The sequence below is a fragment of the Mesorhizobium sp. CCNWLY176 genome, assembly GCF_037153935.1.
Taxonomy (GTDB): domain Bacteria; phylum Pseudomonadota; class Alphaproteobacteria; order Rhizobiales; family Rhizobiaceae; genus Mesorhizobium_M; species Mesorhizobium_M zhangyense.
This window is the reverse complement of the sequence record NZ_JBBBDZ010000003.1, coordinates 247,397-269,291: the sequence shown is the minus strand read 5'-3', so window position 1 is coordinate 269,291 and position 21,895 is coordinate 247,397. Positions and strand designations below refer to the sequence as shown.

22 protein-coding genes, 1 other RNA gene and 1 pseudogene are annotated in these 21,895 nt (G+C 61.9%); 13 read left to right on the top strand and 11 right to left on the bottom strand.

Annotated features, from left to right (window positions below; genetic code table 11):
* Positions 1-26 precede the first annotated feature (26 nt).
* Positions 27-857 carry a MurR/RpiR family transcriptional regulator gene (locus WBQ96_RS06895; RefSeq protein ID WP_336548641.1) on the bottom strand — a complete coding sequence of 277 codons (831 nt, stop codon included), beginning with the start codon at positions 855-857 and terminating at the stop codon, positions 27-29.
* Between the two features lie 147 nt (positions 858-1,004).
* Here WBQ96_RS06895 and WBQ96_RS06890 point away from each other — a divergent pair, with 147 nt between their 5' ends.
* On the top strand, positions 1,005-2,114 hold the full coding sequence (locus tag WBQ96_RS06890; RefSeq protein WP_336548640.1) for a Gfo/Idh/MocA family protein: 1,110 nt from the start codon (positions 1,005-1,007) through the stop codon (positions 2,112-2,114).
* Between the two features lie 234 nt (positions 2,115-2,348).
* On the opposite strand, the gene WBQ96_RS06885 is transcribed toward WBQ96_RS06890, so the two are convergent.
* The 3 genes from WBQ96_RS06885 to iolG form a co-directional block, all read right to left on the bottom strand.
* A complete protein-coding gene (locus tag WBQ96_RS06885) occupies positions 2,349-3,440 on the bottom strand; it encodes a 3-deoxy-7-phosphoheptulonate synthase (protein ID WP_336548638.1) in 1,092 nt (363 codons plus the stop codon).
* Between the two features lie 211 nt (positions 3,441-3,651).
* Positions 3,652-4,446 (bottom strand): SDR family oxidoreductase, encoded by a 795-nt coding sequence (locus WBQ96_RS06880; RefSeq protein ID WP_336548635.1) that lies wholly within the window; start codon positions 4,444-4,446, stop codon positions 3,652-3,654.
* A gap of 11 nt (positions 4,447-4,457) precedes the next feature.
* The gene (gene iolG / locus WBQ96_RS06875) at positions 4,458-5,459 is read right to left on the bottom strand and encodes an inositol 2-dehydrogenase (RefSeq protein ID WP_336548633.1); all 1,002 of its coding nucleotides are present in this window, start codon (positions 5,457-5,459) and stop codon (positions 4,458-4,460) included.
* A 101-nt stretch (positions 5,460-5,560) separates the two neighbouring features.
* Between iolG and WBQ96_RS06870 the strand changes: the two genes are divergently transcribed.
* A complete protein-coding gene (locus WBQ96_RS06870; protein WP_337035873.1) occupies positions 5,561-5,863 on the top strand; it encodes a hypothetical protein in 303 nt (100 codons plus the stop codon).
* Between the two features lie 115 nt (positions 5,864-5,978).
* The gene (locus WBQ96_RS06865; RefSeq protein WP_442920801.1) at positions 5,979-6,896 is read left to right on the top strand and encodes an alpha/beta fold hydrolase; all 918 of its coding nucleotides are present in this window, start codon (positions 5,979-5,981) and stop codon (positions 6,894-6,896) included.
* 19 nt (positions 6,897-6,915) lie between these two features.
* On the opposite strand, the gene WBQ96_RS06860 is transcribed toward WBQ96_RS06865, so the two are convergent.
* Positions 6,916-7,710: a thymidylate synthase gene (locus WBQ96_RS06860; RefSeq protein WP_336548629.1), complete on the bottom strand. Its 795-nt coding sequence runs from the start codon at positions 7,708-7,710 to the stop codon at positions 6,916-6,918.
* 221 nt (positions 7,711-7,931) lie between these two features.
* Entirely contained in the window at positions 7,932-8,243 is a 312-nt protein-coding gene (locus tag WBQ96_RS06855; RefSeq protein ID WP_165116027.1) for a DUF2853 family protein, read from the bottom strand.
* A gap of 174 nt (positions 8,244-8,417) precedes the next feature.
* Between WBQ96_RS06855 and ssrA the strand changes: the two genes are divergently transcribed.
* Positions 8,418-8,778: a transfer-messenger RNA gene (ssrA, locus tag WBQ96_RS06850) on the top strand.
* A gap of 112 nt (positions 8,779-8,890) precedes the next feature.
* The gene (locus WBQ96_RS06845) at positions 8,891-9,439 is read left to right on the top strand and encodes an AAA family ATPase (protein WP_336548626.1); all 549 of its coding nucleotides are present in this window, start codon (positions 8,891-8,893) and stop codon (positions 9,437-9,439) included.
* A gap of 38 nt (positions 9,440-9,477) precedes the next feature.
* Here WBQ96_RS06845 and WBQ96_RS06840 read toward each other — a convergent pair whose 3' ends face one another.
* Together WBQ96_RS06840 and WBQ96_RS06835 are read right to left on the bottom strand one after the other, a co-directional pair.
* Positions 9,478-10,110 carry a LysE family translocator gene (locus tag WBQ96_RS06840; RefSeq protein ID WP_336548625.1) on the bottom strand — a complete coding sequence of 211 codons (633 nt, stop codon included), beginning with the start codon at positions 10,108-10,110 and terminating at the stop codon, positions 9,478-9,480.
* A gap of 162 nt (positions 10,111-10,272) precedes the next feature.
* Complete coding sequence (locus tag WBQ96_RS06835; RefSeq protein WP_336548623.1) at positions 10,273-11,478, bottom strand: multidrug effflux MFS transporter; 1,206 nt, start codon at positions 11,476-11,478, stop codon at positions 10,273-10,275.
* 159 nt (positions 11,479-11,637) lie between these two features.
* Between WBQ96_RS06835 and WBQ96_RS06830 the strand changes: the two genes are divergently transcribed.
* The 6 genes and pseudogenes from WBQ96_RS06830 to WBQ96_RS06805 all read left to right on the top strand — a co-directional run bounded on the left by WBQ96_RS06830 (position 11,638) and on the right by WBQ96_RS06805 (position 14,950).
* On the top strand, positions 11,638-12,315 hold the full coding sequence (locus WBQ96_RS06830) for a TetR/AcrR family transcriptional regulator (protein ID WP_336548621.1): 678 nt from the start codon (positions 11,638-11,640) through the stop codon (positions 12,313-12,315).
* Positions 12,316-12,430: 115 nt separating this feature from the next.
* Complete coding sequence (locus WBQ96_RS06825) at positions 12,431-12,988, top strand: SspB family protein (protein ID WP_165116037.1); 558 nt, start codon at positions 12,431-12,433, stop codon at positions 12,986-12,988.
* 15 nt (positions 12,989-13,003) lie between these two features.
* Positions 13,004-13,201, top strand: a complete 198-nt coding sequence (locus tag WBQ96_RS06820) for a DUF4169 family protein (RefSeq protein WP_336548618.1) — start codon at positions 13,004-13,006, stop codon at positions 13,199-13,201.
* Positions 13,198-13,407 (top strand): annotated as a pseudogene (locus tag WBQ96_RS06815) (ribbon-helix-helix domain-containing protein); the annotation flags it as partial. The gene WBQ96_RS06820 and the pseudogene WBQ96_RS06815, both read left to right, overlap by 4 nt.
* Positions 13,408-13,434: 27 nt before the next feature.
* Positions 13,435-13,737, top strand: coding sequence for a putative quinol monooxygenase (locus WBQ96_RS06810; RefSeq protein WP_336548937.1), 303 nt, complete (start codon positions 13,435-13,437; stop codon positions 13,735-13,737).
* Between the two features lie 103 nt (positions 13,738-13,840).
* A complete protein-coding gene (locus WBQ96_RS06805) occupies positions 13,841-14,950 on the top strand; it encodes a helix-turn-helix transcriptional regulator (protein ID WP_336548616.1) in 1,110 nt (369 codons plus the stop codon).
* An 84-nt stretch (positions 14,951-15,034) separates the two neighbouring features.
* Here WBQ96_RS06805 and WBQ96_RS06800 read toward each other — a convergent pair whose 3' ends face one another.
* Entirely contained in the window at positions 15,035-15,517 is a 483-nt protein-coding gene (locus WBQ96_RS06800) for an SRPBCC family protein (RefSeq protein ID WP_336548615.1), read from the bottom strand.
* A gap of 102 nt (positions 15,518-15,619) precedes the next feature.
* Positions 15,620-19,522, bottom strand: coding sequence for an AsmA family protein (locus tag WBQ96_RS06795; protein ID WP_336548613.1), 3,903 nt, complete (start codon positions 19,520-19,522; stop codon positions 15,620-15,622).
* Between the two features lie 253 nt (positions 19,523-19,775).
* Between WBQ96_RS06795 and WBQ96_RS06790 the strand changes: the two genes are divergently transcribed.
* Together WBQ96_RS06790 and WBQ96_RS06785 are read left to right on the top strand one after the other, a co-directional pair.
* A complete protein-coding gene (locus WBQ96_RS06790; RefSeq protein WP_165116047.1) occupies positions 19,776-20,408 on the top strand; it encodes a DUF1326 domain-containing protein in 633 nt (210 codons plus the stop codon).
* Between the two features lie 66 nt (positions 20,409-20,474).
* Positions 20,475-21,257, top strand: coding sequence for a DUF2182 domain-containing protein (locus WBQ96_RS06785; protein ID WP_336548610.1), 783 nt, complete (start codon positions 20,475-20,477; stop codon positions 21,255-21,257).
* Between the two features lie 45 nt (positions 21,258-21,302).
* Here the strand turns inward: WBQ96_RS06785 and WBQ96_RS06780 are convergent, their stop codons facing one another.
* Positions 21,303-21,824, bottom strand: a complete 522-nt coding sequence (locus tag WBQ96_RS06780) for a hypothetical protein (RefSeq protein WP_336548608.1) — start codon at positions 21,822-21,824, stop codon at positions 21,303-21,305.
* Positions 21,825-21,895 lie beyond the last annotated feature (71 nt).

Genomic DNA, 21,895 nt, shown 5'->3' with positions numbered 1-21,895 from the left:
GCCATCACCTGAATATCGATACATCCCTAGTCGCGGCGCTTTTCGGCCACCGCCACCGTCAGCGTCATGGCCAGCGCCATGGTCGCAGACATGGAGCGGAAGCCGGCGCAATCCGATTCGGCGACCTCGAACCACTCAGCAGCCGACTGCGCCAGCGGCGAGAACGCGCTGTCGGTGATGGCCACCACCGGCACACCCTGCTCGAAAAGCAGCCTGGCCTGATCTACGGTCGCAGACGCGTAGGGCGAGAAACTGACCGCCAGAACGGCGTCCTTCGGGCCGGCAAAGGAAATGATTTCCGGATCGAGCCCGGCAGCGGATTCGATCAACTGGCTGCGGATTTTCAGCTTGCCGAAGGCATAGGCCATGTAGCTGGCGATCGGATAGGACCGTCGCCGCGCCAGCAGGTAGATTGTCTCGGCCCTCGCAAGAATGGTCACGGCTCGCTCAAGCACGCCATCGTCGAGCGAGCGCGATATCTGATCCAGCGAACTGCTGGCCGCAGCAACGAAACCGTCGAAAATCGCGCGATTGCGGGTGCCGTCGGGTCCAGTGCCGCGCAATGCCGTCAGCCGGTCTTCATAAGAGGTCGTACGCTCGCGCAGCCGCTCGCGAAATACCGATTGCAGGCTGGTGAAACCGTCGAAACCAAGATGCTGGGAAAAACGGATCAGCGTCGAGGGCTGCACGCCGGCGGAAGCCGCGATGCTGGCCGCAGTGCCGAAGGCAATTTCGTCGGGATTGTCGAGCGAATAGGCGGCAACCTGCGCGATGCGCTTGGGCAGCGATTGCCTCTGTTCGAGGATTTTTGCCCTCAGTGTTTCATAGTCGCGCGGCAGGTCTGGTTCGATGTTCATGCGTTTCACACTGCTTGGTCCCCGTCCCTCTCGCAAGAGCATAATGGAGCCGGCGAAGAAAGTCATAAAAAATGGATCATCCATTCCACTGCGGGAAAATTTAGATTAATCCATACGCCACAAGCACAAAGGGAGGAAAGCGCGATCATGACAGGCGTCGGTCTTATCGGAACGGGCTTCATGGGCAAATGCCACGCGATCGCCTGGAACGCGGTGCGCACTGTTTTCGGCGATGTCGCACCTGTGCGGCTCGTCCATCTCGGCGAAGCCAATGCCGAACTCGCTATACGCCGCGCCGATGAATTCGGTTTCGAAAAAGGCTCGGGCGATTGGCGCGCCGTTGTCGCCGACCCTGAGGTGGAGGTCGTCTCATTGACCACGCCCAACCAGTTCCACCCCGAAATGGCGATTGCCACGCTCGAAGCCGGCAAGCACCTGTGGTGCGAAAAGCCGATGGCGCCATCCTTCGCGGAAGCCGAAGCGATGCTTGCCGCCGCGCGCAAATCCGGCAAGGTTGCAGTGCTCGGCTACAACTACATCCAGAGCCCAGCGATACGCCAGATCCGCACGCTGCTCTCCGAAAACGCCATCGGCGATGTCAACCATCTGCGCATCGAGATGGACGAGGATTTCATGGCCGACGCCGACACGGCCTTCGGCTGGAAGCACGCCGCGACCTCCGGCTATGGCGCGCTCGACGATTTCGCCGTCCACCCGCTGTCGCTGATCCAGACCCTGTTCGGGCGCGTAAGCCGGGTCATGTGCGACATGGCAAAACCCTATGCCGACCGGCGCGTCGAAGGCGGTGGCCGGCGCGCGGTCGAGACCTACGACATCGCCAGCGTTCTGATGCATCTCGAAAACGGTGTGTCGGGCACGCTGCTGGTCAACCGCTCGGCCTGGGGCCGCAAGGGTCGCATCGCCGTGCAGATTTTCGGCTCGAAAGGCTCGATCCTGTTCGACCAGGAGCGGTTCAACGAATTCCAGCTCTATGTCACCTCGGATCGCCCAACCGAACAGGGCTACCGCACCATCCTCGCGGCGCCCGTTCACTCACCCTACGACCGCTTCGTGCCCGCCCCCGGCCATGGATTGGGCTTCAACGATCTGAAAACCATCGAATGCCATGAATTGCTCGCCCGCATTGGCGGCAAGCCGGCCAATGTCATCGAGTTCGATGAGGGGCTGGAGATCGAGCGCACCGTGCACGCCATGGCGCGGTCGTTTGAGGAGGGTCGATGGGTGGCTGTGCGGTAGTTAGGTAGTTGGGAGTAGAGCCCCTCTCCGTCTCGGCTTCGCCGAGCCACCTCTCCCCATTTCATGGGGAGAGGAACCTAAATCCTGAAATGCGGCAGCCTGGCAAAACTTGGGTTCCTCGCCCCCGCAAAGCGGGGGAGAGGTGGCGCGCCCCCGGGTCTTGCCGAAGGCAAGCCCGAGGACAGGCTCCGCGCGACGGAGAGGGGGAACCTCGCGTGTGCTCCCCTGCCCCGATCAAGCAGCTCCCGCCCGCTGCGCAACCATCTCGCCCCGAACCTGCCGACGCTGTTCAACCGCATCCGCCAGACCGCGCAGAACCGTTTCCGTCGTCTCCCAGTCGATGCAGCCGTCGGTGATGCTCTGCCCATAGACAAGCGGCTTGCCCGGCACGACATCCTGCCGTCCTGCCACCAGATTGCTCTCTATCATCAGCCCGATGATGCGCTCGTCGCCGGCGGCGACCTGGGCCGCCACGTCGGCTGCGACCTTCGGCTGGTTTTCCGGCTTCTTGCCGCTGTTGGCGTGGCTGACATCGATCATCAGCTTCGGCGCAATGCCGATGCGCGAGAGTTCCACGCTGGCAGCCTCGACGCTCGCCGCATCAAAGTTGGGCGCAAGCCCGCCGCGCAGGATGACGTGGCAGTCCTCGTTGCCGGTGGTCGCGGCGATGGCGCTGCGCCCGCCCTTGGTCACCGCCATGAAATGATGCGGCTGGGCTGCGGACTTCACCGCTTCGGCGGCGATCCGCAGATTGCCGTCGGTGCCGTTCTTGAAGCCGACGGGGCAGGACAGGCCGGACGCCAGTTCGCGATGGATCTGGCTCTCCGTCGTGCGCGCGCCGATCGCGCCCCAGGAGACGAGGTCGGCGATGTATTGCGGCGTCGTCATGTCGAGGAATTCGGTCGCCGCCGGAAGGCCGAGATTGTTAACCGCCGCCAGCACGTTGCGCGCCAGTCTCAGCCCCTTGTCGATCTTGAAACTGCCGTCGAGGTCGGGATCGTTGATCAGGCCCTTCCAGCCGACCGTCGTGCGCGGCTTCTCGAAATAGACGCGCATCACGATCTCGAGCCGGTCGGACAATTCCTCGCGCAGCTCCACTAGGCGGCTAGCATAATCGACCGCGGCAATCGGGTCGTGGATAGAGCATGGACCGACGACGACGACGAGCCGGTCGTCGGTGCCCGTCAGCGCGGCATGGATGGCATTGCGCGACGCGGTGACGGTCTTCGTCGCCGTCAGCGTGCGCGGTATCTCCTGCATCACCTCGTCTGGTGTGCTCAGTTCCTTGATTTCCTTGACCCGGAGGTCGTCTGTGGTGGTCAACACGGCTTTCTGCTCCTGATTTTAGGAGACCTGCCGGCAAAAACAAAAAAACCGCCAGGTCTGGCGGCTGTTCGGATTTTGGTGCTGCAATCTTAGATCGAGCGCAATCCTCCCGCCGCCAGCGAGCTGCAGTAGCTAAAGTACCAAAACGAGGCGGTCAGGTGGATCATGCGCGCTATTTAGCCGAAGCCGCGGGATTTGTCACGCACGATGATTACTCGCCGATAATGCCGGGCACGTTCTGGTCGTAGTCGACCAAAGCGCCGGTCATGACGCCCGATTGAGGCGACAGCATATAAGTGATCAGGCCTGCCATCTCATGCGTCTTGACGAGCTGGCCCATGGGAGCGGCTGCTTCGGCCTTCGCCAGCCAGTCCGGCGCCGCATCGTGAAACTTTGCCTGCGTTGCAGCCTCGCCCGGCGTGTCCATCCAGCCCGGCATCACCGCGTTGCAGCGGATGCGGTTGCGGCGATAGGCGTTGGCGACATTCTTGGTAAGCGTCGCCAACGCGCCCTTGCTGGCGGAGTAGGAAGATAAAAACGACTGGCCGCCATGCACATTGACGGACAGGACATTGACCATCGATCCAGGCTGCCCGGTTTCCAGGAGATGCCTGACCAGACCCTGCATCAGGAAGAACGGGCCGCGCACGTTGATGGCGAACATTTCGTCGAACATTGCCGGCGAGGTCTCGATCAGCGAGCCGCGCGCCGCCGATGCTGCTGCATTGACCATCGCATTGAGACTGCCGAAGCGCTTCACGCCGGTCTCGACAGCGGCCAGGCAGGCCGCCGGATCGGCAAGATCGGCGCTGACGAAGATCGCTTCCGCGCCGCGCTTTTCAAGTTCGGCTACGGCCACCCTGCCCTTGTCTTCGGAGCGGCCAAGCAGCACGAGCGCCTTGCAGCCCTCATCCACCAGTTGCCGCGCCACCGCCAGCCCAACGCCCTGCGCGCCGCCGGTGATCAAGGCGTTCGTGCTGGCATTGCGCGTTGTCAGGTCGGACATGATGGTTTCCTTCAATCCTTGCTTTTCAGGCGGATCGTCTTGCCTTCCTTGGCCGACTTAAGCGCCGCATCGGCCAGCGCCAGTGCGATCAGCCCGTCGCGGCCGCTGGGCGAGGCCTTCTTGCCCCTGCTCATCGCCTCGATGAACGCCGCGATCTCGTTGGCATAGGCTTCAGTGTAGCGGGTCATGAAGAAGTCATGCAGCGGCGGGCGCGTATAGCCCTTGCCATTGGCGATCTCGATGGAAACCGGCCGCTGGTTTTCCGCAGCCACCATGCCTTTTGAGCCATGCACCTCGATGCGCTGGTCGTAGCCATAGGTAGCGCGGCGCGAATTGGAGATCACCGCCTGCTTGCCCGATGCGGTTTCCAAGATGACGCTGACGCTGTCGAAATCGCCGGCCTCGCCGATCTTCTTGTCGACTAGCACCGAGGCGTGGGCGCTGACCGAGACTGGATCCTCGCCCAGCAGAAAACGCGCCATGTCGAAGTCATGAATGGTCATGTCGCGAAAGATGCCGCCGGAGCGCTTGATGTAGTCGACCGGCGGCGCGCCGGGATCGCGCGAGGTGATCGTCACCATCTCGACATCGCCGATGGCGCCATCGTCGATCGCCTTGCGCACGGCGGCGAAATGTGGATCGAAGCGGCGGTTGAAACCGACCATGAGGGTAGCACCGGTCTTTTCGACCACGGCCAGACATTTCTCCACGCGCTTGACGTCAAGATCGATCGGCTTTTCGCAGAAGATCGCCTTGCCGGCCTTGGCGAAGCGCTCGATCAGGTCGGCATGGGTGTCAGTCGGCGTGCAGATGATGACGGCGTCGATATCGCCGGATTTCTCGATCTCGTCGATCGTACGGATGGCGCAGCCATAGGCGCCGGCGAGTTCCTTCGCGGCCTTTTCGAAGGCATCGGCAACGGCGACCAGCTGCGCTTGCGGGTTGGAGGCCACGGCCTTGGCGTGAACCTTGCCGATACGGCCCGCACCGAGCAGGCCAAAGCGAACTGTCATGATAACGCCTCATCTTGAAGTGCGGCCCGGATCATCCGGGCCGTAGGAAATGGAAAGAGCCGCATGGTTCCTCACATGGCATCACGCGGTCAATGATCAGGATGGTCGCGCCCTATGCTTCTCCCTGGCGGCAAGCTTACGCTCCGAAACGCAAGGCGGAACGTAAAGACCATTCACGATCATCATTGAAATTTTTATTCCATGTTCGTCGGTTTCCGTCAAGCGGCTCCCGTTCGGCGGGCAAGCCCGGTTCGATCCTGCGGCTTCGCGACGTCCAAAGTGCAGTTGAAAGTATTTCCGGCGGCTTTGACGAAATAAAAGCGACATCCTTCAACATGATTTTGCAATCATATTTTCCTGAATTTACCGGTTCTTGCTGGATGGCTGCACTTGCACTACTCTGATCTTTTCGCGCGGCTCGCCAACCGACTGCGCGACGGAAGATCAGCAGAAAATCCTGGAATTCCTGGCATTTCCACTAGCCGAAAAATCACCTCAGTTCTTGAAGGAGTGACGGCATTGTTTCGTGTTCTTTTCGCAGTTCCTGTTTTGCTGGCATTGGCTTGTTCGGCCCGCGCCGAGATTCAGCCCTTCCCGGCCGGCTTCAAGATCGAGGAGATCGCAACGAACGGCACGACCATTCATGTGCGTGTCGGCGGAAGCGGCCCTGCGGTCGTGCTGCTGCATGGCTACGGCGAGACTGGCGACATGTGGGCTCCGCTGGCTGCCGTTCTCGCGCGCGACCACACTGTCGTCGTGCCCGACCTGAGGGGGCTCGGCCTGTCTTCGAAGCCCGCCGGAGGATATGACAAGAAGACCCAAGGCGGCGATGTAGCCGGCGTGCTCGATGCCCTGCACATCGACAAGGCCGATGTGGTCACGCACGACATCGGCAATATGGTCGGTTACGCCTTCGCCGCCGAGAACCCGCAGCGGGTGACGCGGTTCGTGCTGATCGACGCGCCCCTGCCCGGCATCGGCCCGTGGGAGGAGATTCTCAAGAACCCGCTGCTGTGGCATTTCCGCTTTGGCGGCCCGGACATGGAACGGCTCGTCGCCGGGCGCGAGCGCATCTATCTCGACCGGTTCTGGAACGAATTCTCCGCCGATCCCGCCAAGTTCGATGAGACGTCGCGCGTGCACTATGCCGAGCTTTACGCGCTGCCGGGTGCGATGCATGCCGGCTTCTCGCAATTCGCCGCCTTCGATCAGGACGCTATCGACGACAAGGCGTTTCTTGAAAAGGGCGGCAAGCTGACCATGCCCGTCCTGGCGATCGGCGGCGAGAAATCCTTCGGCCCGATGATGGCGACGATCATGCGTTTCGCCGCGAGCGACGTCACCGAGGGGATCATCCCGAACTCGGGGCACTGGATCATGGAAGAAAACCCGGACGCCACCGTGGCGATGGTGACGGCCTTCCTGTCGAAAAAATAGTGGCCCGAGGTCCCTCAGCTCACACCGCGATCGGCGCGCGAATGCTTGCGTCGGCGGCGTAATTCTCCAGCCGGAAATCCTCGAAGCGGAAAGCAAACAGGTCGGTCACGTCAGGATTGATCCACATCGTCGGCAGCGCCTTGGGCGTGCGCGCCAACTGCTCGCGCGCCTGCTCGAAATGGTTGGAATAGAGATGCGCGTCGCCCAGCGTGTGGACGAAATCACCCGGCTTCAGCCCGGTCACCTGTGCCACCATCAGCGTCAGCAGCGCGTACGAGGCGATGTTGAACGGCACGCCGAGGAAAATGTCGGCCGAGCGCTGGTAGAGCTGGCAGGAGAGCTTGCCGTCCGAGACGTAGAACTGGAACAGGCAGTGACACGGCGGCAGCGCCATGGCGTCCACCTCGGCCGGGTTCCAGGCCGAAACGATCAGCCGCCGCGAATTGGGATTCTTGCGTATCTGGGTCAGGAGATTGGCGATCTGGTCGATATGCTCGCCATTCGGCGCTGGCCATGACCGCCACTGCGCACCATAGACCGGACCAAGATCGCCGTTCTCATCGGCCCATTCGTCCCAGATCGAGACGCCGTTATCGGTCAGATACTTGGTGTTCGTGTCGCCGGCCAGGAACCACAGAAGCTCGTGGATGATCGACTTCAGATGCAGCTTCTTCGTCGTGGTGACGGGAAAGCCCTTCGCCAGGTCGAACCGCATCTGGTAGCCGAACACCGAACGCGTGCCGGTGCCGGTGCGGTCGCCACGGTCGACGCCGGTTTCGAGAACATGTTTCAGGAGATCGAGATACTGGCGCATCGCTTCCGCATCGATTCGGGAGTTTTGCCGATCATACCGCAAGCCCGGTTATGCGAAAACGCAAAAGCACTAGGCATTTTCGCTTATGCAGCAAAAACGCATCGAAAGAAAAAACAACGCCGTTTCGATGGGATATCGCGAGCTTCGCAACTAGGCGCTGCCCCTCATCTGCCTGCCGGCATCTTCTCCCCGTAAACGGGGAGAAGAAAGAAGCTTCGGCCTTAAAGAGAGCCGAGCTTTCCGAGATCCTTGGCGGCGAGGTAGTAAAAGGTCACGCGGCTCTTGGTGTTGTCCGCGGACATCGCCTTGCAGACCTTTTCCACGGCAGCGCTTGCCTTGGCATCGTCGGTTACACCGAGCTTCTTGGCGATCCAGTTCGCCTTGACGCGGTCCAGTTCCTTGGGGTCGGTGCACGACACCAGCGACGAATCGCGGTTGCGAAGTGCAATGCCCAGATGCTTCACGATCTTTTCGACCACGGCGGCATCGGCGCCGGCATCATACTTCTTCACGTCTGCAAGGTAATCGGCCATGAAATATTCCCCTCGTCGAACAACAGGACTTCGCTCGATGAGGCCGCAGAATCACAACCTTGCGTTTCCGGCACTTTCCTCACCGTTGAAAAGCTTCGGTTCAACACGCCGTCCTGTCAAGCACTTTGCCTCCCCTGTCATGCACTTTGAATGTAAGTGGATTCCGGCGAATGCGGCCTTCCCTTTGCCGCGATCCCTCCCTATATTCGGTCCGTCAGCTTGACTGACTATGGTGATAAACAGGCGATGCAATAAGCCGTTCGGACCCGGGGGCGGTACCCGGCGCCTCCACCAAAAGCCGCTGCTTCCAAAAGGAGCGGTTTTTGCTGGGGGCGAAATAGGATCGACGAAGGTGTAAAGATCGTACTTTTGCCCGGCATTGTACCACCGTTATCGGGCTAAACTTGTAGTTGCAAACGACAACTATGCGGAAGCACGTCTCGCTGCGTAAGCAGTGCGATAGCTTCAAATTAAGCCCTAGAGGTTCGCACTTCTAGGCGGGGTCCGGAGGCACCTGGCAACAGAAGCCTCCACTTCTCCCCCTTTTTCAAACATCCCTCGCCTGCCCGGCTCGTCGTCGCATGCGCTCGCGCTTTGCATCGCCACGCTGCGCGGGCATTCTCCTTTGCAAAAGAGAGTTTTCGACCATGCAGACAGACAGCGACCGCTTTTTCATCCTCACCGGCGGACCCGGCTCAGGCAAGACGACGCTCATCGAATCGCTGCGCGCAGCCGGTTATCGATCCTCCGTCGAGGCCGGCCGCGGCATAATTCAGGATCAGGTGGCGATTTCCGGTCCTGCGTTGCCGTGGAACGACCCGGCACTTTTCGCGGAACTGATGCTGTCGTGGGAAATGCGTTCCCACGACATCGCCATGCAGGAAACCGGCCCGGTCTTCTTCGACCGCGGCGTACCGGACGTCATCGGCTATCTCCGGCTCACCGGACTGCCGGTGCCGGCCCATATCGAAAAGGCGGCGGAAGCCTTCCGCTACAACCGCAAGGTTTTTGTTCTCCCGCCCTGGCCGGAGATTTTCCATCCGGATGCGGAGCGCAAGCAGGACCTGGATGAGGCGCGGCGCACCTATGAAGCGATGGTCGAGACCTATGCCGAGTACGGCTATGAACTGATCACCGTACCGCCGGCGCCGGTTCAGGAGCGGCTAAGCTTCGTGCTCGCTAAAGCTGGATTTTGACCAGCAACGGCTCGCCGGGCGATCGCAGGCCCAAAGCCTCAGCTCCTTTGCAGAGCGAGATGCGCGCCAAGTCCGACGAGCAATGCACCGCCTGCGCGCTGCATGAGGCGCTGCGCACGGCTCGAGCGCCTTAGCCGCGTTATCGCCGCGCCCGCCAGAAGCACGCACATGACATCCGCCGACGAAAACATCACATTGACGATCGTGCCGAGAAGAATGAACTGCACCCAGATGGGGAACGCGGCTGAAGCATCGATGAACTGCGGCAGGAACGCCAGGAAGAAGAGCGCTGTCTTGGGATTGAGAACCTCGACGGCAATGCTCTCCATAAAGGCGCGCCGCGCGGATTTCGGTCCGATGCCGGGCATAGTGGCCTCGTCTTGCGACTTGGCGCGGAACAGCGATATGCCGAGCCAGACCAGATAGGCGGCGCCGGCGAATTTGACCGCCAAATAAAGCACCGGGACGGCGTGGAAGAGAACGGACAGTCCGGCGGCGGCGGCAATGACATGAATGTAACCGCCAAGGTGGATGCCGAACGCCGCCATCAGGCCCGCCCATCGGCCGCGCGCCAAAGTCTGCGCCGCCGCATAAAGCATGGCCGGACCCGGTATGTAGGCGAAAATCGCCGTGGTCACAAAGAAGGCGATCAGCAGTTCGGTCGATGGCATTTTCCTGCTCCCGCTGCCAATTCATGACGGTTGGCGCTGACTATGAGCATGCGTTTGACGCATACTGCGGTAAAAGTCGATGGTCACGGACATCGGCTCTCGTCAGCGACATGAAAAAGGCCAGGAACAACCCGGCCTTTTTCTCGCTCGTATGCTATCGAATTATTCCGCCGGCGCTTCCGCCACCGCCCGGCCCCGGCCAAGCGTCAGCTGGGTCAGGCCGAGCGCTATCACCGCACAGATGGCGATGCCGAAAACCATCGGCAAAGGCGTGCCGTCGAAGAACAGGCCGGCCACGCCCATGGCGGCAGCACCAATGGCGAAATGAAGCGTGCCCATCAGCGCTGAGGCGGTGCCGGCGATCGTGCCATGCTCTTCCATGGCCAGCACCGAGGTACTCGGGATGACCAGGCCGACAAAACCGTAACCAATGAACAGCAGCGCTGCCATCACGTCGAGACGGTCGACACCGGTCGACATGATCGCCAGCAGCACGACCATGGTCGTGGCATAGCCGGTCACCGCGACACGCACCACGCGCCGCAGCCCGAACCGCTCGGACAGTATTCCCGTCAGCTGCGACATGCCGATGAAAGCGACCGCGTTGATCGAGAAGAACAGGCTGTAGACCGACGGCGACAGGCCGTAGTGGTCGATCAGGATGAAAGACGAGCTCGACAGATAGACGAAGAAGCTCGATATCGCGAAACCGGCAATCGCCGTCAGCCCGAGGAAATTGCGCTCACCCATCAGGAACCGATAGGCCGAAAGCGCCGTGCCGAAGGAACTGCCGGCGCGCTCTTCTGCCGGCCGGGTCTCCGTGAGCGAGGTTGCCAGAAGCACCATTGCCAGCACTGCGGCACCTGTCACCGTCCAGAACACGGCGCGCCAGCCAAGGCTTTCTATCACGAGGCTGCCGGTCAGCGGCGCCAGGATCGGCGACACCGAAAACACCAGCATCAACAGCGACATCAGCTTGGCGGCTTCGGTGCCGGTATACAGATCGCGCACGATGGCGCGTGGTACCGCCATGCCGGCGCTGGCGCCGAGGCCCTGGAGGAAACGGAAGGCGATCAGCCATTCGATGCTGGGCGCAAGCGCCGAGCCGACGCCGCCGATTATGAACAGCACGAGGCCGCCATAGAGCGGCAGCTTGCGGCCGACCATGTCGGATATCGGGCCGACGATGAGCTGGCCGAAGCCCATGGAGAGAAAGAAGATCAGCAGGCTCATCTGCACCGCACTGGTGCCGGCGTTCAGATCCGCGCCGATGGAGGGCAGAGCGGGAAGATACATGTCGATCGCGAAGGGGCCGATCGCTGACAAAAGTCCGAGCACGACCGCGAGGCGGAGGAATTTGGGTGTCATCTGCTTGCTGCTTTCGGAGTGTAGGCATCGGATGATCCGGCGCCGTCTCGTCCCGCCAATCACGCCGCCACTCCTCCCATGGAACGGCGTTGACGGTATCTGTCCAGAAATTTAGACACACTTGTCTAATTCGTCAACCACACCTATATTCTTTTTTCAATGAAAGAGAGCCCGTTTCCCCATTTCCCCGCCGCGCGCGGCCACTCCGCCAAGCGGACATCAATCCTGCAGGCCGCAGCCAACGTCTTTTGCCGAGAGGGTTTTACGGGTGCCAATATCGACCTGATCGCGGCGGAAGCCGGCGTATCGCGCCAGACGGTCTATAATCATCACGGCGACAAGGAAAATTTGCTGCTCGCCGTCATCAAGGACATCACCGACCGGTCCAATGCCGGGCTTTTCGCGACACTGGCAACCTTTCCCGACCAGCCCAAGGACCTCGAAGCCGAGCTGATCGCCTTTGCCGTGCGGCTGAACCAGAACTGCATCTGCAGCAAGGACGGAAAATTCCTGCGCAAGCTGATCGAGAGCGAGGGCGAGCGCAATCCCGAACTGTTCACCGGCTGGCGCGACGAAGGCCCGCTGAAAACCTGGTCGGCCCTTGCCGCCCGCTTTGCCCGGCTGGCTTACTCCGGCCATCTCGAGATCGACGATCCCGATGTCGCCGCCCGCCAGTTTCTCGCCCTCATCAACGCCGACCTGCAGCTGCAGGCCATGTTCGGCGAGATCGCAACCGACGAGCAGATACGCAGCGCAGCTACGAATGCGGTGCGGACTTTCCTGCGTGCCTATCGCCCACGGGTAGAAACGCCAGCGCCGATACACGCGTCCGTTTAGATTGCACAGGTGCAACATCCGCCGGTCCAGATAGATCATCGCGCTATATGCGGTTTACGACAGCCCCAAGCTTGATTACAGCTATGCAGTCGATTCACCGGAACTGCATTTGCACATGGCCGAAGACCACATCCGCTATGATATTCTCGCCCAGGAGGCATTGCGCGGCGTCATGCGCAAGGTTCTGGCGGAAGTCGCGCGCACCGGTCTGCCGGGCAGCCACCACTTTTTCATCACTTTCCTGACCGGCGCGCCGGGCGTTCGCATTTCGAGCCGCCTGCGCGAACGCTATCCCGAACAGATGACGATCGTGGTGCAGTTCCAGTATTGGGACCTTAAAGTCACCGACACCGGTTTTGAGATCGGCCTCTCCTTCTCCGACGTGCCGGAAAAGCTGGAGATTCCCTTCTCCGCCGTGCGCGGCTTCTATGACCCGTCCGTCAATTTCGAGCTTGAATTCGACGTCAAGACCGACGGCCTCGCCGAAATCGCCGAAGAAGAGCCTGCTCCGGTCGAGAAAAAGGCCCCTGCCCGGCTTCAGCCTGCCGCTTCCGCAAAAAGCGAAGGCAAGAAGAAGGATAAGGAAAAGGAAGTCACGGAGCCCGCCGACGCCGATTCCGCGCCCGGCAAGGGTGCCGAGGTCGTTTCGCTCGACGCCTTCCGCAAGAAGTAACGCCGCGGGTTTTAAATGGCGGAAATCGTTAATCTTCGCCAGGTCCGCAAGCAGAAGACGCGTACCGAGAAGGAACGCGTGGCTGAACAGAACCGCGTGCTGCATGGCCGCACCAAGGCCGAGAAGGCCGAGGCAAAGCAGTCGTCCGAAAAGGCGGTACGCTTCATTGATGGCCACAAGCGCCAGCGCCCCGACGGGAACAGCGGCAAGTGAGTCTTGTCGAGAAGCGCTCCGTGACCATACGCGGTCACCGCACCAGCTATTCGCTCGAAAAACCGTTCTACGACGACCTGCTGACGATCGCCACGGAGCGCGGCATCGCGCTTGCCGCCCTTGTTGCGGAAGTAGACGAAAGCCGTCCACGCGAAGCAAATTTGTCATCGGCGCTCAGGCTTCATGTGCTGGAATGGGCCAAGCAGCGGACGAAAAGCCGAGGAGGACAAGCCATGTACGGATTGATCGGCCGGATGACCGCGCAGCCCGGAAAACGCGACGAACTGCTATCCATCCTGACGGAAAGCAGCGATGCAATGCCCGGCTGCCTCAGCTACATCATCGCCCTCGACCCCGCCAATGACGATGCGATCTGGATCACCGAGGTGTGGGACAGCGAGGCCAGCCACAAGGCGTCGCTGTCCCTGCCCGCCGTCCAGGCCGCGATTGGCAAGGCACGCCCGCTCATCGCCGGCTTCGACAACCGGATGGAGACGAAGCCGGTTTCGGGATACGGCCTCGCCGGCAAGCGCTGATTGAAGGCGCACATGCGCGAACGCTCGCTTGGCCATTTCTATCCCTGATTGACAGATATCATCCCGGCAGGCACCCTTCTCCAGGGCAATCTGGGGGCTAAGCGTGTTTTCCGAGCAGCAAGAGCGGGCGATAGACGCGTGTTATGCCGCCGTCGCCACGCCTGAGCTTTGGCCTGAGGCGCTGGACGAGCTGGCCTCGTCGCTGGGTGCGACCGCCAGCATGTTTTATCCGAAGGACTTCGATCAGGATCCGGTCCGAATTCCATCGTCGACCCGGAACAACCGGCTACTCGAAGAATACATTGTCGGTCAGTGGTACGAAAATGACTACCGGGCCATGAGAGGCTGGCCGCTGCTGTCGAAACAAAAGGTAATTATCGAGCACGATCTTGCGACTGACGATGAGCGCAGGAAACTTCCAGACTATAACGACCTGTATCTTAAATGGGGTTTCCCGGGATATGCGGCGATCGGCTTCTCTGTCGATGGCGCCTCATGGTGTCTGCCGCTCCTGAGGGCCAAAAAGGAAGGGTTTTTCACGAGGGAGGAAGCCGTGTCCCTCTCCGCATTGAGCCCCCACCTGAGACGCATGGTGAAGCTATCGTCCCAGTTCGGCCTTTCGCGCGGCCGCTCCAGCCTGGAAGCTTTCGACCGAACCGGCCAGGCTGCCGTCCTCATCAGTCCCAACAGGCAGGTCGGCCAGATGAATGCGAAGGCGGAAGCGCTGCTGGAGCGAAACACCGAGGCTCTCTTCGTGCGAAAAGGCTATCTGTGCGCCCATCACCCGCGCAGCAACAACGCACTGCAGGTGCTGATCGCATCGGCGACCAGCCGCAGGCTTTCAAACGCCGAAAGCGTGGAAGCGTTGCCGGTCTATGTCGCAAGGCTGGATCGGCACCCGATCGTCGTTGAAGCAGCTTCCCTGCCCAGTCTCGTAAGAACGATGTCATCGACGGCGCAGGCCGTTCTTCTTCTCACCGACCCGGAAGACCGGGGCAAACCGAAACTCGACCATCTGGCCGCCGGCTTCGGCCTCACCCCGGCGGAAGTCAAACTCTGCAAGGAGCTTGAAAGCGGTGCTTCGCTCTTCGAGGCAGCCGATGCACTGGGCATCGTGCGCGAGACAGCCCGTCATCGCCTGAAGTCGATCTTCGCCAAGACCGACACGCATCGCCAAAGCGAATTGATGCTTCTGCTGTCCAGATTATCGTAGATTTTTAGCCATCCCGGATGGTTCGGGATGGCCTCGGTATTCCGTGCGTCACGATTAAATCGGGTCGCAACGTACCCTTGCGGGTCAGATTTTCTTCACCAGCGCCTCGAGCTGGTCGGCGCACTGCCCCCAGCCCTCGTGAAAACCCATCTTCTCGTGGGCGTCGCGGTCTTCCTTCGTCCAGTGGCGGGCGCGGGCCGTGTAGCGCGTCTTGCCGCCCTCGTCCTCGAAGGTCAGGACGCCGGTGAAAAACGGCTTTTCCGAAGGCAGCCAGGCCTCGGTGAAAGCGTCGGTGAACACCAGCTTCTCGTTCTCGACGACTTCGAGATAGACGCCCTTGTTCGGATAATCATTGCCGTCCGGGTCGCGCATGACGAACATGCTGGAGCCGCCCGGCCGGACATCGACCTCGACGACTGGCGTCGTCCAGGGCAGTGGCGCGAACCATTGCTTGAGCAGTTCGGCGTCGGTCCAGGCCTTGAACACCTTCTCGCGTGGCGCATCGATCAGGCGCGTCAGCACCAGTTCGCGGTCGTTGGCCGGGGTGGCGTCGGTTTTGGCGGTCATTGGTTCTCTCCGTTGATGTCAGGTTCAATCCAAGGACGAACGGACTTTTGCGATGCCGACATGGTCAGCAGCTTTTTTGATCGATGAGCGCGAAAACGAAACCTACTCGGGTTTATTATCCAGCGAGTTCAGGAAATCGCGGATCGACTGCTCGAAATTCTGGGTCGAACCCGTCGAGCCTTCAGATGGAGCCGGCGGCAGCGGCGCGCGCTGGATCTCCGGCGCCGGTGGCTGCGCCTTCTTCTCGGCCTCCTGCCGTGCCCTTTCAGCCTCGGCAGCCTGTTCAGCTTCGCGCGCCGATTGCCTTGCCGCTTCCTGCAATCTGAGTGCGGCTTCGTCGGCCGCCTGCTTGGCTTGCTCGTTGGCCTTGGCCTGCGCGGCGGCCTCTTCCAGCGCCTTTGCCGCGGCGGCCGCTTCCTCGCGCGCCTTGGCTTCCGCTGCCAGCCGTGCTTCTTCCTCGGCCTTGGCCCGCTCCTCTTCTTCCTGCTTGCGCCGAAGCTCCTCGGCGGCGCGCTCGCGCTCCTGCTGCAGGGCGGCGTAGTAGCGGACCTCGCGGCGCAGGCGCTGCTTTTCCAGCACCGCCGCCTGCATCGCCTCCACCCGAGCCTGCTCGCGCTCCAGCGCGCGCTGCGTCAGGAACTGCGCCAGCGGATCGCTGTCGAGCGTCCGCTCGGGTGCTGCAGGCGAGCCGGACAGGCTGAAGCGCAGGCTCGGCTCGGAGCCGACAAGCGCCTCGTCGCCCGGCGCGTAGGCGATCGTGCCGTCGGCGGCGATGGTATCGGCATTGAGGTCGGCGCGCAGGTCGCTTGTGACCGTCACGGCAGGCGTCGCAAAACTCACCGGTGGGGCGCGCAGCACGCCGCCGGCAACGGTGAAGGCGATATCGGCATTGCCGGCTGACAACACGCCGGCATTGACGATATCAGGTGCGAACTGGCCCGTCCGCGCCGCGTCGATGTCGCGCCCGACTGCATCGGCCTTGGCCAGAAGCGGCCCGAGCGCATCCGGATTGATCCCTGGGATGACGACGCCGTTCAGCGTCGCGGTACCGGACCCGGAAAGTGCTGCAACAAGGCCACCGACCGACTTGCCGCTGGCCGTAAGCGCGGTCGAAAAATCGCTTTTGCCGGTCAAGCCGGCCCCCGGAAGAGCGGTGGCGAGATCTGCTCCCTCAAGCTTTGCCTGGCCTGAGACCAAACCGCTTCCGCCGTCGTTCTTAAGCTCCAGCAGGCCGGAAAAGGCGCCGCCGTAAAGCTTTGCCTTGATGTCGGAAAGGCGCATTCCCTCCCCGTCGAGTTTGAGCGCCATCGTCGCATCATAGGCGCTGGTCGCCGAGCCGATCGAAACCGTCGCCGCCGAAATATCGAGATCGGCCGCAAAGGGTGCCGTCACCTTTGGCTGGAACGGCACCGACGACCAGCCGCTTTCCGCGGGTGCTGCGGCCTGTTCGCCGAGAACCATCGCAACCGCCGGATCGAGGCTCATCTCGTCGAGCGACAATGCGCCAGTCAGGTAAGGAAGGCCATCCTTGATCTCGACATTGATGCCGCCGGAAACCGCGCCTTCGTTGATCGTGCCGTCGAGATTGTCGAGCACAAGCAGGCCGTTTTCGTAGTCGCCATCGGCGGCAAGGGCCAGCGGCGTGCCCATGCCCAATCCGGGCAGGTGCACGGCTGTGGTCATCAGCCAGGGCTCGATATCCGCGGCCTCCAGGCTGATCTTGCCCTTTGCGGTCGGCCCCTGTTCGCCAAGACCCGTCGTGCCGTCGAACTTCGCCGCGAAACCCTCGCCGGTCAAAGCGAAAGCCGTCTCCAGCCCGCTGGCGACCGCGCCCTTGGCCGAAAGCGCCAGTTCTCCGCCTCCGGTGACGCCGAGCGGCAGCGCCGGCAAACCGGTTAGCGCCAAAAGTGTGGTGGCATCGTCGTTGCGTGCTGAAAACGACAGTTCCAGCGGGGCGTCACTCAGGGCGTCGAGCTTGCCCTTGCCCGAAAGGCTTGCCGAAACCGCCGATCCGCCGGCCTCCCCCTTCGCGCTCAACGAGAGGTCGGTCGTGCCGTCGTCATTGGCGGCGGCATTCGCCAGGAAGTCGATCTGCGCGTCCTGCAGCAGGTTCGGATAGTCCATCGCCCGCTCGTTCAGCCCTTTGAGGAAAGCGCTGTTCGGGTAGCGCGCGGCCGCGAGCTTCACCAGAGGCGCGAGATCGACGGCAACGACCGACGCATCGAGCTTGCCGGTCGGGCTCTGCGGAAAGTCCTTGATGGTGCCGGTCGCGCTCAGCGAAGCACCCTCCAGCCCGCCTATCGACAGCCTGTCGATCTCCAGCAGCCCATTGCGCAGGCGAAGTGCGGTGTCGATCGTCTCGGCAGTCAGACCGGCCGCCGAAACCGGCCCGGCCTTGATCTGGAAATCGAGATCGCGATCGGCGAAGCGATTGGCGCCCTTGTCGCTGACGAACAGCGAGGCAAAGGCCGCAAGCCCGTCGACATCCAGCGCTTCGCCGTTGAGCTTAAGCAACATCGACGGGCGAACATCAGCCGGTTGCTGGCTGTCGATTTCGCCCGAAAACTTCGCGTTGCCCAGTATGAGTTCGAGGTTCTTGAACGTCTGGCGCTGCTCGGTCATGTCGATGCTGGCTTTGAAGCCGGCCGCCGGCAACCGCCTGATCGCTTCGTCGACATCCGACGACACCCAGGCTGCAAAGCCGGAAGGTTGCGCCACTGCCAGCAACAACGATCCCGTAAACCCGAAATCATTGTCTGTGCGCAGGAACCCATCCGCTTCCAGCGTGGTGCGGCCGGGAAGCGTCGCGGCAAGCGATTTCACCGTCCAACCGCCTTCCGCCGGTTCGGCCGAAAGCCGCACGTCGCGCACCGTCGTGTCGCCAGCCACCACCGCCGGCAGGTCGACCTCGACGCTGCCAGGAATGGTCGGCTTGGGCAGGCCGGCAAGCGCCTTTTCCAGTGCCGAGATGCGGTTGGCGAGCGTCAGCCCGGTGCTCGTTTCGCTGCCGGCGATCGCCTCGTCGAACCGAACCTGCGCGCCCTTGGCCTCGATGGAAAACCGCGGCGCTTCGCCCAGTTCGATGAAGGCAGTGCCGTCTGCCGTATAAGGATTGTCCAGCGGCCCGGTCTCGAAGCGGAAATTGTCGATGGAAAGTTTTTTGTGGTTGAGGGAGAACTCGCCGTTCACGCGGTTGCCCGGTTCAGCTTTCTGCGCCTCGGCCTTGACCGTTTCACCATCGCCCCCGCGCAGTTTCTCGGCCGGCTTTTCATTGCCGATGATCTTGAACTGTCCGGCGTAAAGTGCGGCGCCATTTTCGATGCGGGCATTGCCGTCCGCCTCGATCATCAGCGGATAGGCTTCCGGGTCGACCCTCACCCTCAGCCGCATCTGGCCGTTTTCGTCGGCGGTGCCGGTTGATGCGCTAAGCGTCGTCTTGATGCCGTCGACACTCAGCGTGCCATTCGCCCGCCATGGCCCGGCCAGCGACTTGGCCGAAATTTCGGTGTTGATATCCGACAGCACATGGTCGCGACCGCCCGCCGCATGACGGATGGTGATCTGGCCATCGGTAACGGTAAGCTTCTCAAGCGCAATGCGACGCGGGTCGAAGGGCGACGATGGCCGCACTGCCCAGTCCACCGTGCCGTCTTCCGCCACGTCGATGGTCGCCTTCGGACGCACGATGCGCATGTCGTAGATCAGCACTTCACCGCTCATGAAGGGCGCAAGCTCGGCATCCATGGAGAAATTCTCCACCGTCATCGCCGGCTGGCCGCCATTGCCGCCACCTACGGCAACGTCGGAGAACGTCACGGAAGGGAACGGCAGCAGCCGCGCCGTCGCCGACCCCTGCACCGTGACCTTGCGTCCGAGGATTGCGCTTGCCTCGCGCTCGAAATCGGCGCGGTAGCCTGTCCAGTCGATAAAATAGGGAACCACCAGCGCCGCGGTCAGCGCCAGTACGATCATTCCACCGATGATTACAAAAAGCCGCGCCAGCATCTCACTTCAGCAAACCGCCCCAGACGAGACTCACTGTACCCGCATCGGCGTGTTGATAAAATGGCAATTGGAATTAACCGCCTGATTGCGCTTCGATAGATGCCGATCCCGGCCTGCTTGCACGCAGCCACCTCCATACGGACTAGGCCAACTCCTCTCATATGTAATTTTGAGGAGCGGCGCGTCGTGGTAGAATGCTTGATCCTGCCTGCTGCAGACTTTGCGGCACTCCGGACAATCCATGGAGGAAACTATGGCATTGGCTGATTGGAGACTGGAAGGCGAGTGGATCAAGAACTGCAGTTGCGCCTTCGGCTGCCCCTGCGACTTCAACGCAAGGCCGACCCAGGGCTACTGCGAAGGCCTCGTGGCGATGCACATCACCAAGGGTCACTACAAGGACGTGAAACTCGACGGCCTAAGTTTCTGCGTGACCGTTCATTTCCCCGGCGCGCTTCACGAGGGCAACGGACAGGCCCAGCCTATCCTCGACGAGCGGGCAAGCCCTGAGCAGCGCGACGCATTGGGAGCCATCCTGTCGGGCCAGGACTCGGCGGAGGGAACGCTGTTTCACATCGTGAGCCTGATCGTCACCACTTTCCACGACCCGATACTTGCGTCGTTCGAATTCAGCTTCGACCGCGACGCCCGCACCGCGCGGATGGTCATTCCAGGTGTACTGGAGACAGAGGTGGAGCCGATCAAAAACCCGGTGACCGGCGAGCCGCACCGGGTTCAAGTCGTCATGCCCGAAGGCTTCGAACACCGGATGGCAGAGATCGCCTCATCCAACATTCGCAGCCTGGCCGCGATAAAATTCGAAACGAAGGGCATGCACAGCTCACTTGCGCATGTGGTGCATACCCCCATGGGCGTCGCCGCCTGACGCCGACACGACGAACCGCGCGCCTGTGTGCGGTTCGGACCTGGCTGACCAAACCGGTGATGAACCATGACGCTGTTGGTGAATCTCCACCGGCATGACCGGGAAGCCGTCATAGCCATTGTCCTCGGGGTCGTCCTGATCTCCTGGGGCTACCTTCTGTTCGGCGTGGAAATGCCGATGCCGGCAATGGAAGGCATGGCGATGCCCATGGCGGCTCCCGACTGGACGGTCGGCTATGCCGCGCTCACCATCGCCATGTGGTCGGCCATGATGGCAGCGATGATGCTGCCCAGCGCAGTCCCCATGCTTCTCTTCTACGACTCGATCGCCAGGAAGCGCAGTTCCAGCAATGCGGCCGTTGGCTCGACGAACCTTTTCGGGCTCGGCTATCTGGTGGTCTGGGTCGGCTTCAGCGTTGCGGCAGTGGCGCTCCAGTTTGCGTTGGATCGGGCCAGCCTGCTGTCACCGATGCTGGAAACGACCAGCATCGCGCTCGCCGGCGCGCTTCTGGTCGCCGCCGGCATCTATCAATGGACACCGCTCAAACAGGCCTGCCTGCGCAATTGCCGCTCGCCCTTGTCCTTCGTGCTGGCCTATTGGCGCGATGGCAAGCGCGGCGCCTTCGCCATGGGGCTTCGCCACGGCGTCTTCTGCGTCGGCTGCTGCTGGATGCTGATGCTGCTCCTGTTCGTCGGCGGCGTGATGAATTTCGCCTGGATCGCAGCACTTGCCGTGTTCGTATTGGTCGAGAAACTGGCGCCCGCCGGTCATTGGGTTGGCAAGGTTGTCGGCATTGCCCTCATGGCATGGGGCGGCTTCGTGCTGACGTCGCTTGCTGCCGCTTCATAGCAGCGCCTTAGAGCTACCCGCGATAAGCGCGGGTGACCCTAAAAATCAGCGTGCGTCGCGTTTTGCCTGCGCCACCTTTGCCGCCTGCCGTTGCCGGCCAAGCTCCATCGGCCGCACCAGATTTTGCGCGCGCTGGTTTGCCACCGCGCGCATGCCCTTGTGGGCATGGCGTGTGTTGAAATCCGCGCCCTTGGCCTTGGCCGCCTGCTTCATCTCCAAAGCTCTGTGGGCATTCGCGACCTGCGACAGATCGACCGCCAGCCGCCGGCGGCGCTCGACCTCGCCATTGAGCCGCCGCATAGTCATTGCCAGCACGGCGAGTTTCAGTTGCGAGCCGGCATCGGCCTTTGAGGGCACCGCCCCTTTGGGCGCACCCTTGCCGCGAATTTCACGGCGACGGCGATGCGCCTCGGTCTGCGCCTTGTCGCGCCGTTCGCGCAAGAGTTTGACCAGACCGGCGAGCTCGGTGTCGGACAGCTCCTGCACGACAGGATGGTGAGACTTTTCCACCAGCTCATGCTCGTCAGCGCTGAGTGCGCGAGCTTCTTCCTTGCGCGAAATCGCCATGTTTTCTCTCCTCCGGCTGCGATAGATCGGAAGTGTCCGGGCAAAGGGTGGCAGGGTTAAGGCGGGAAGGA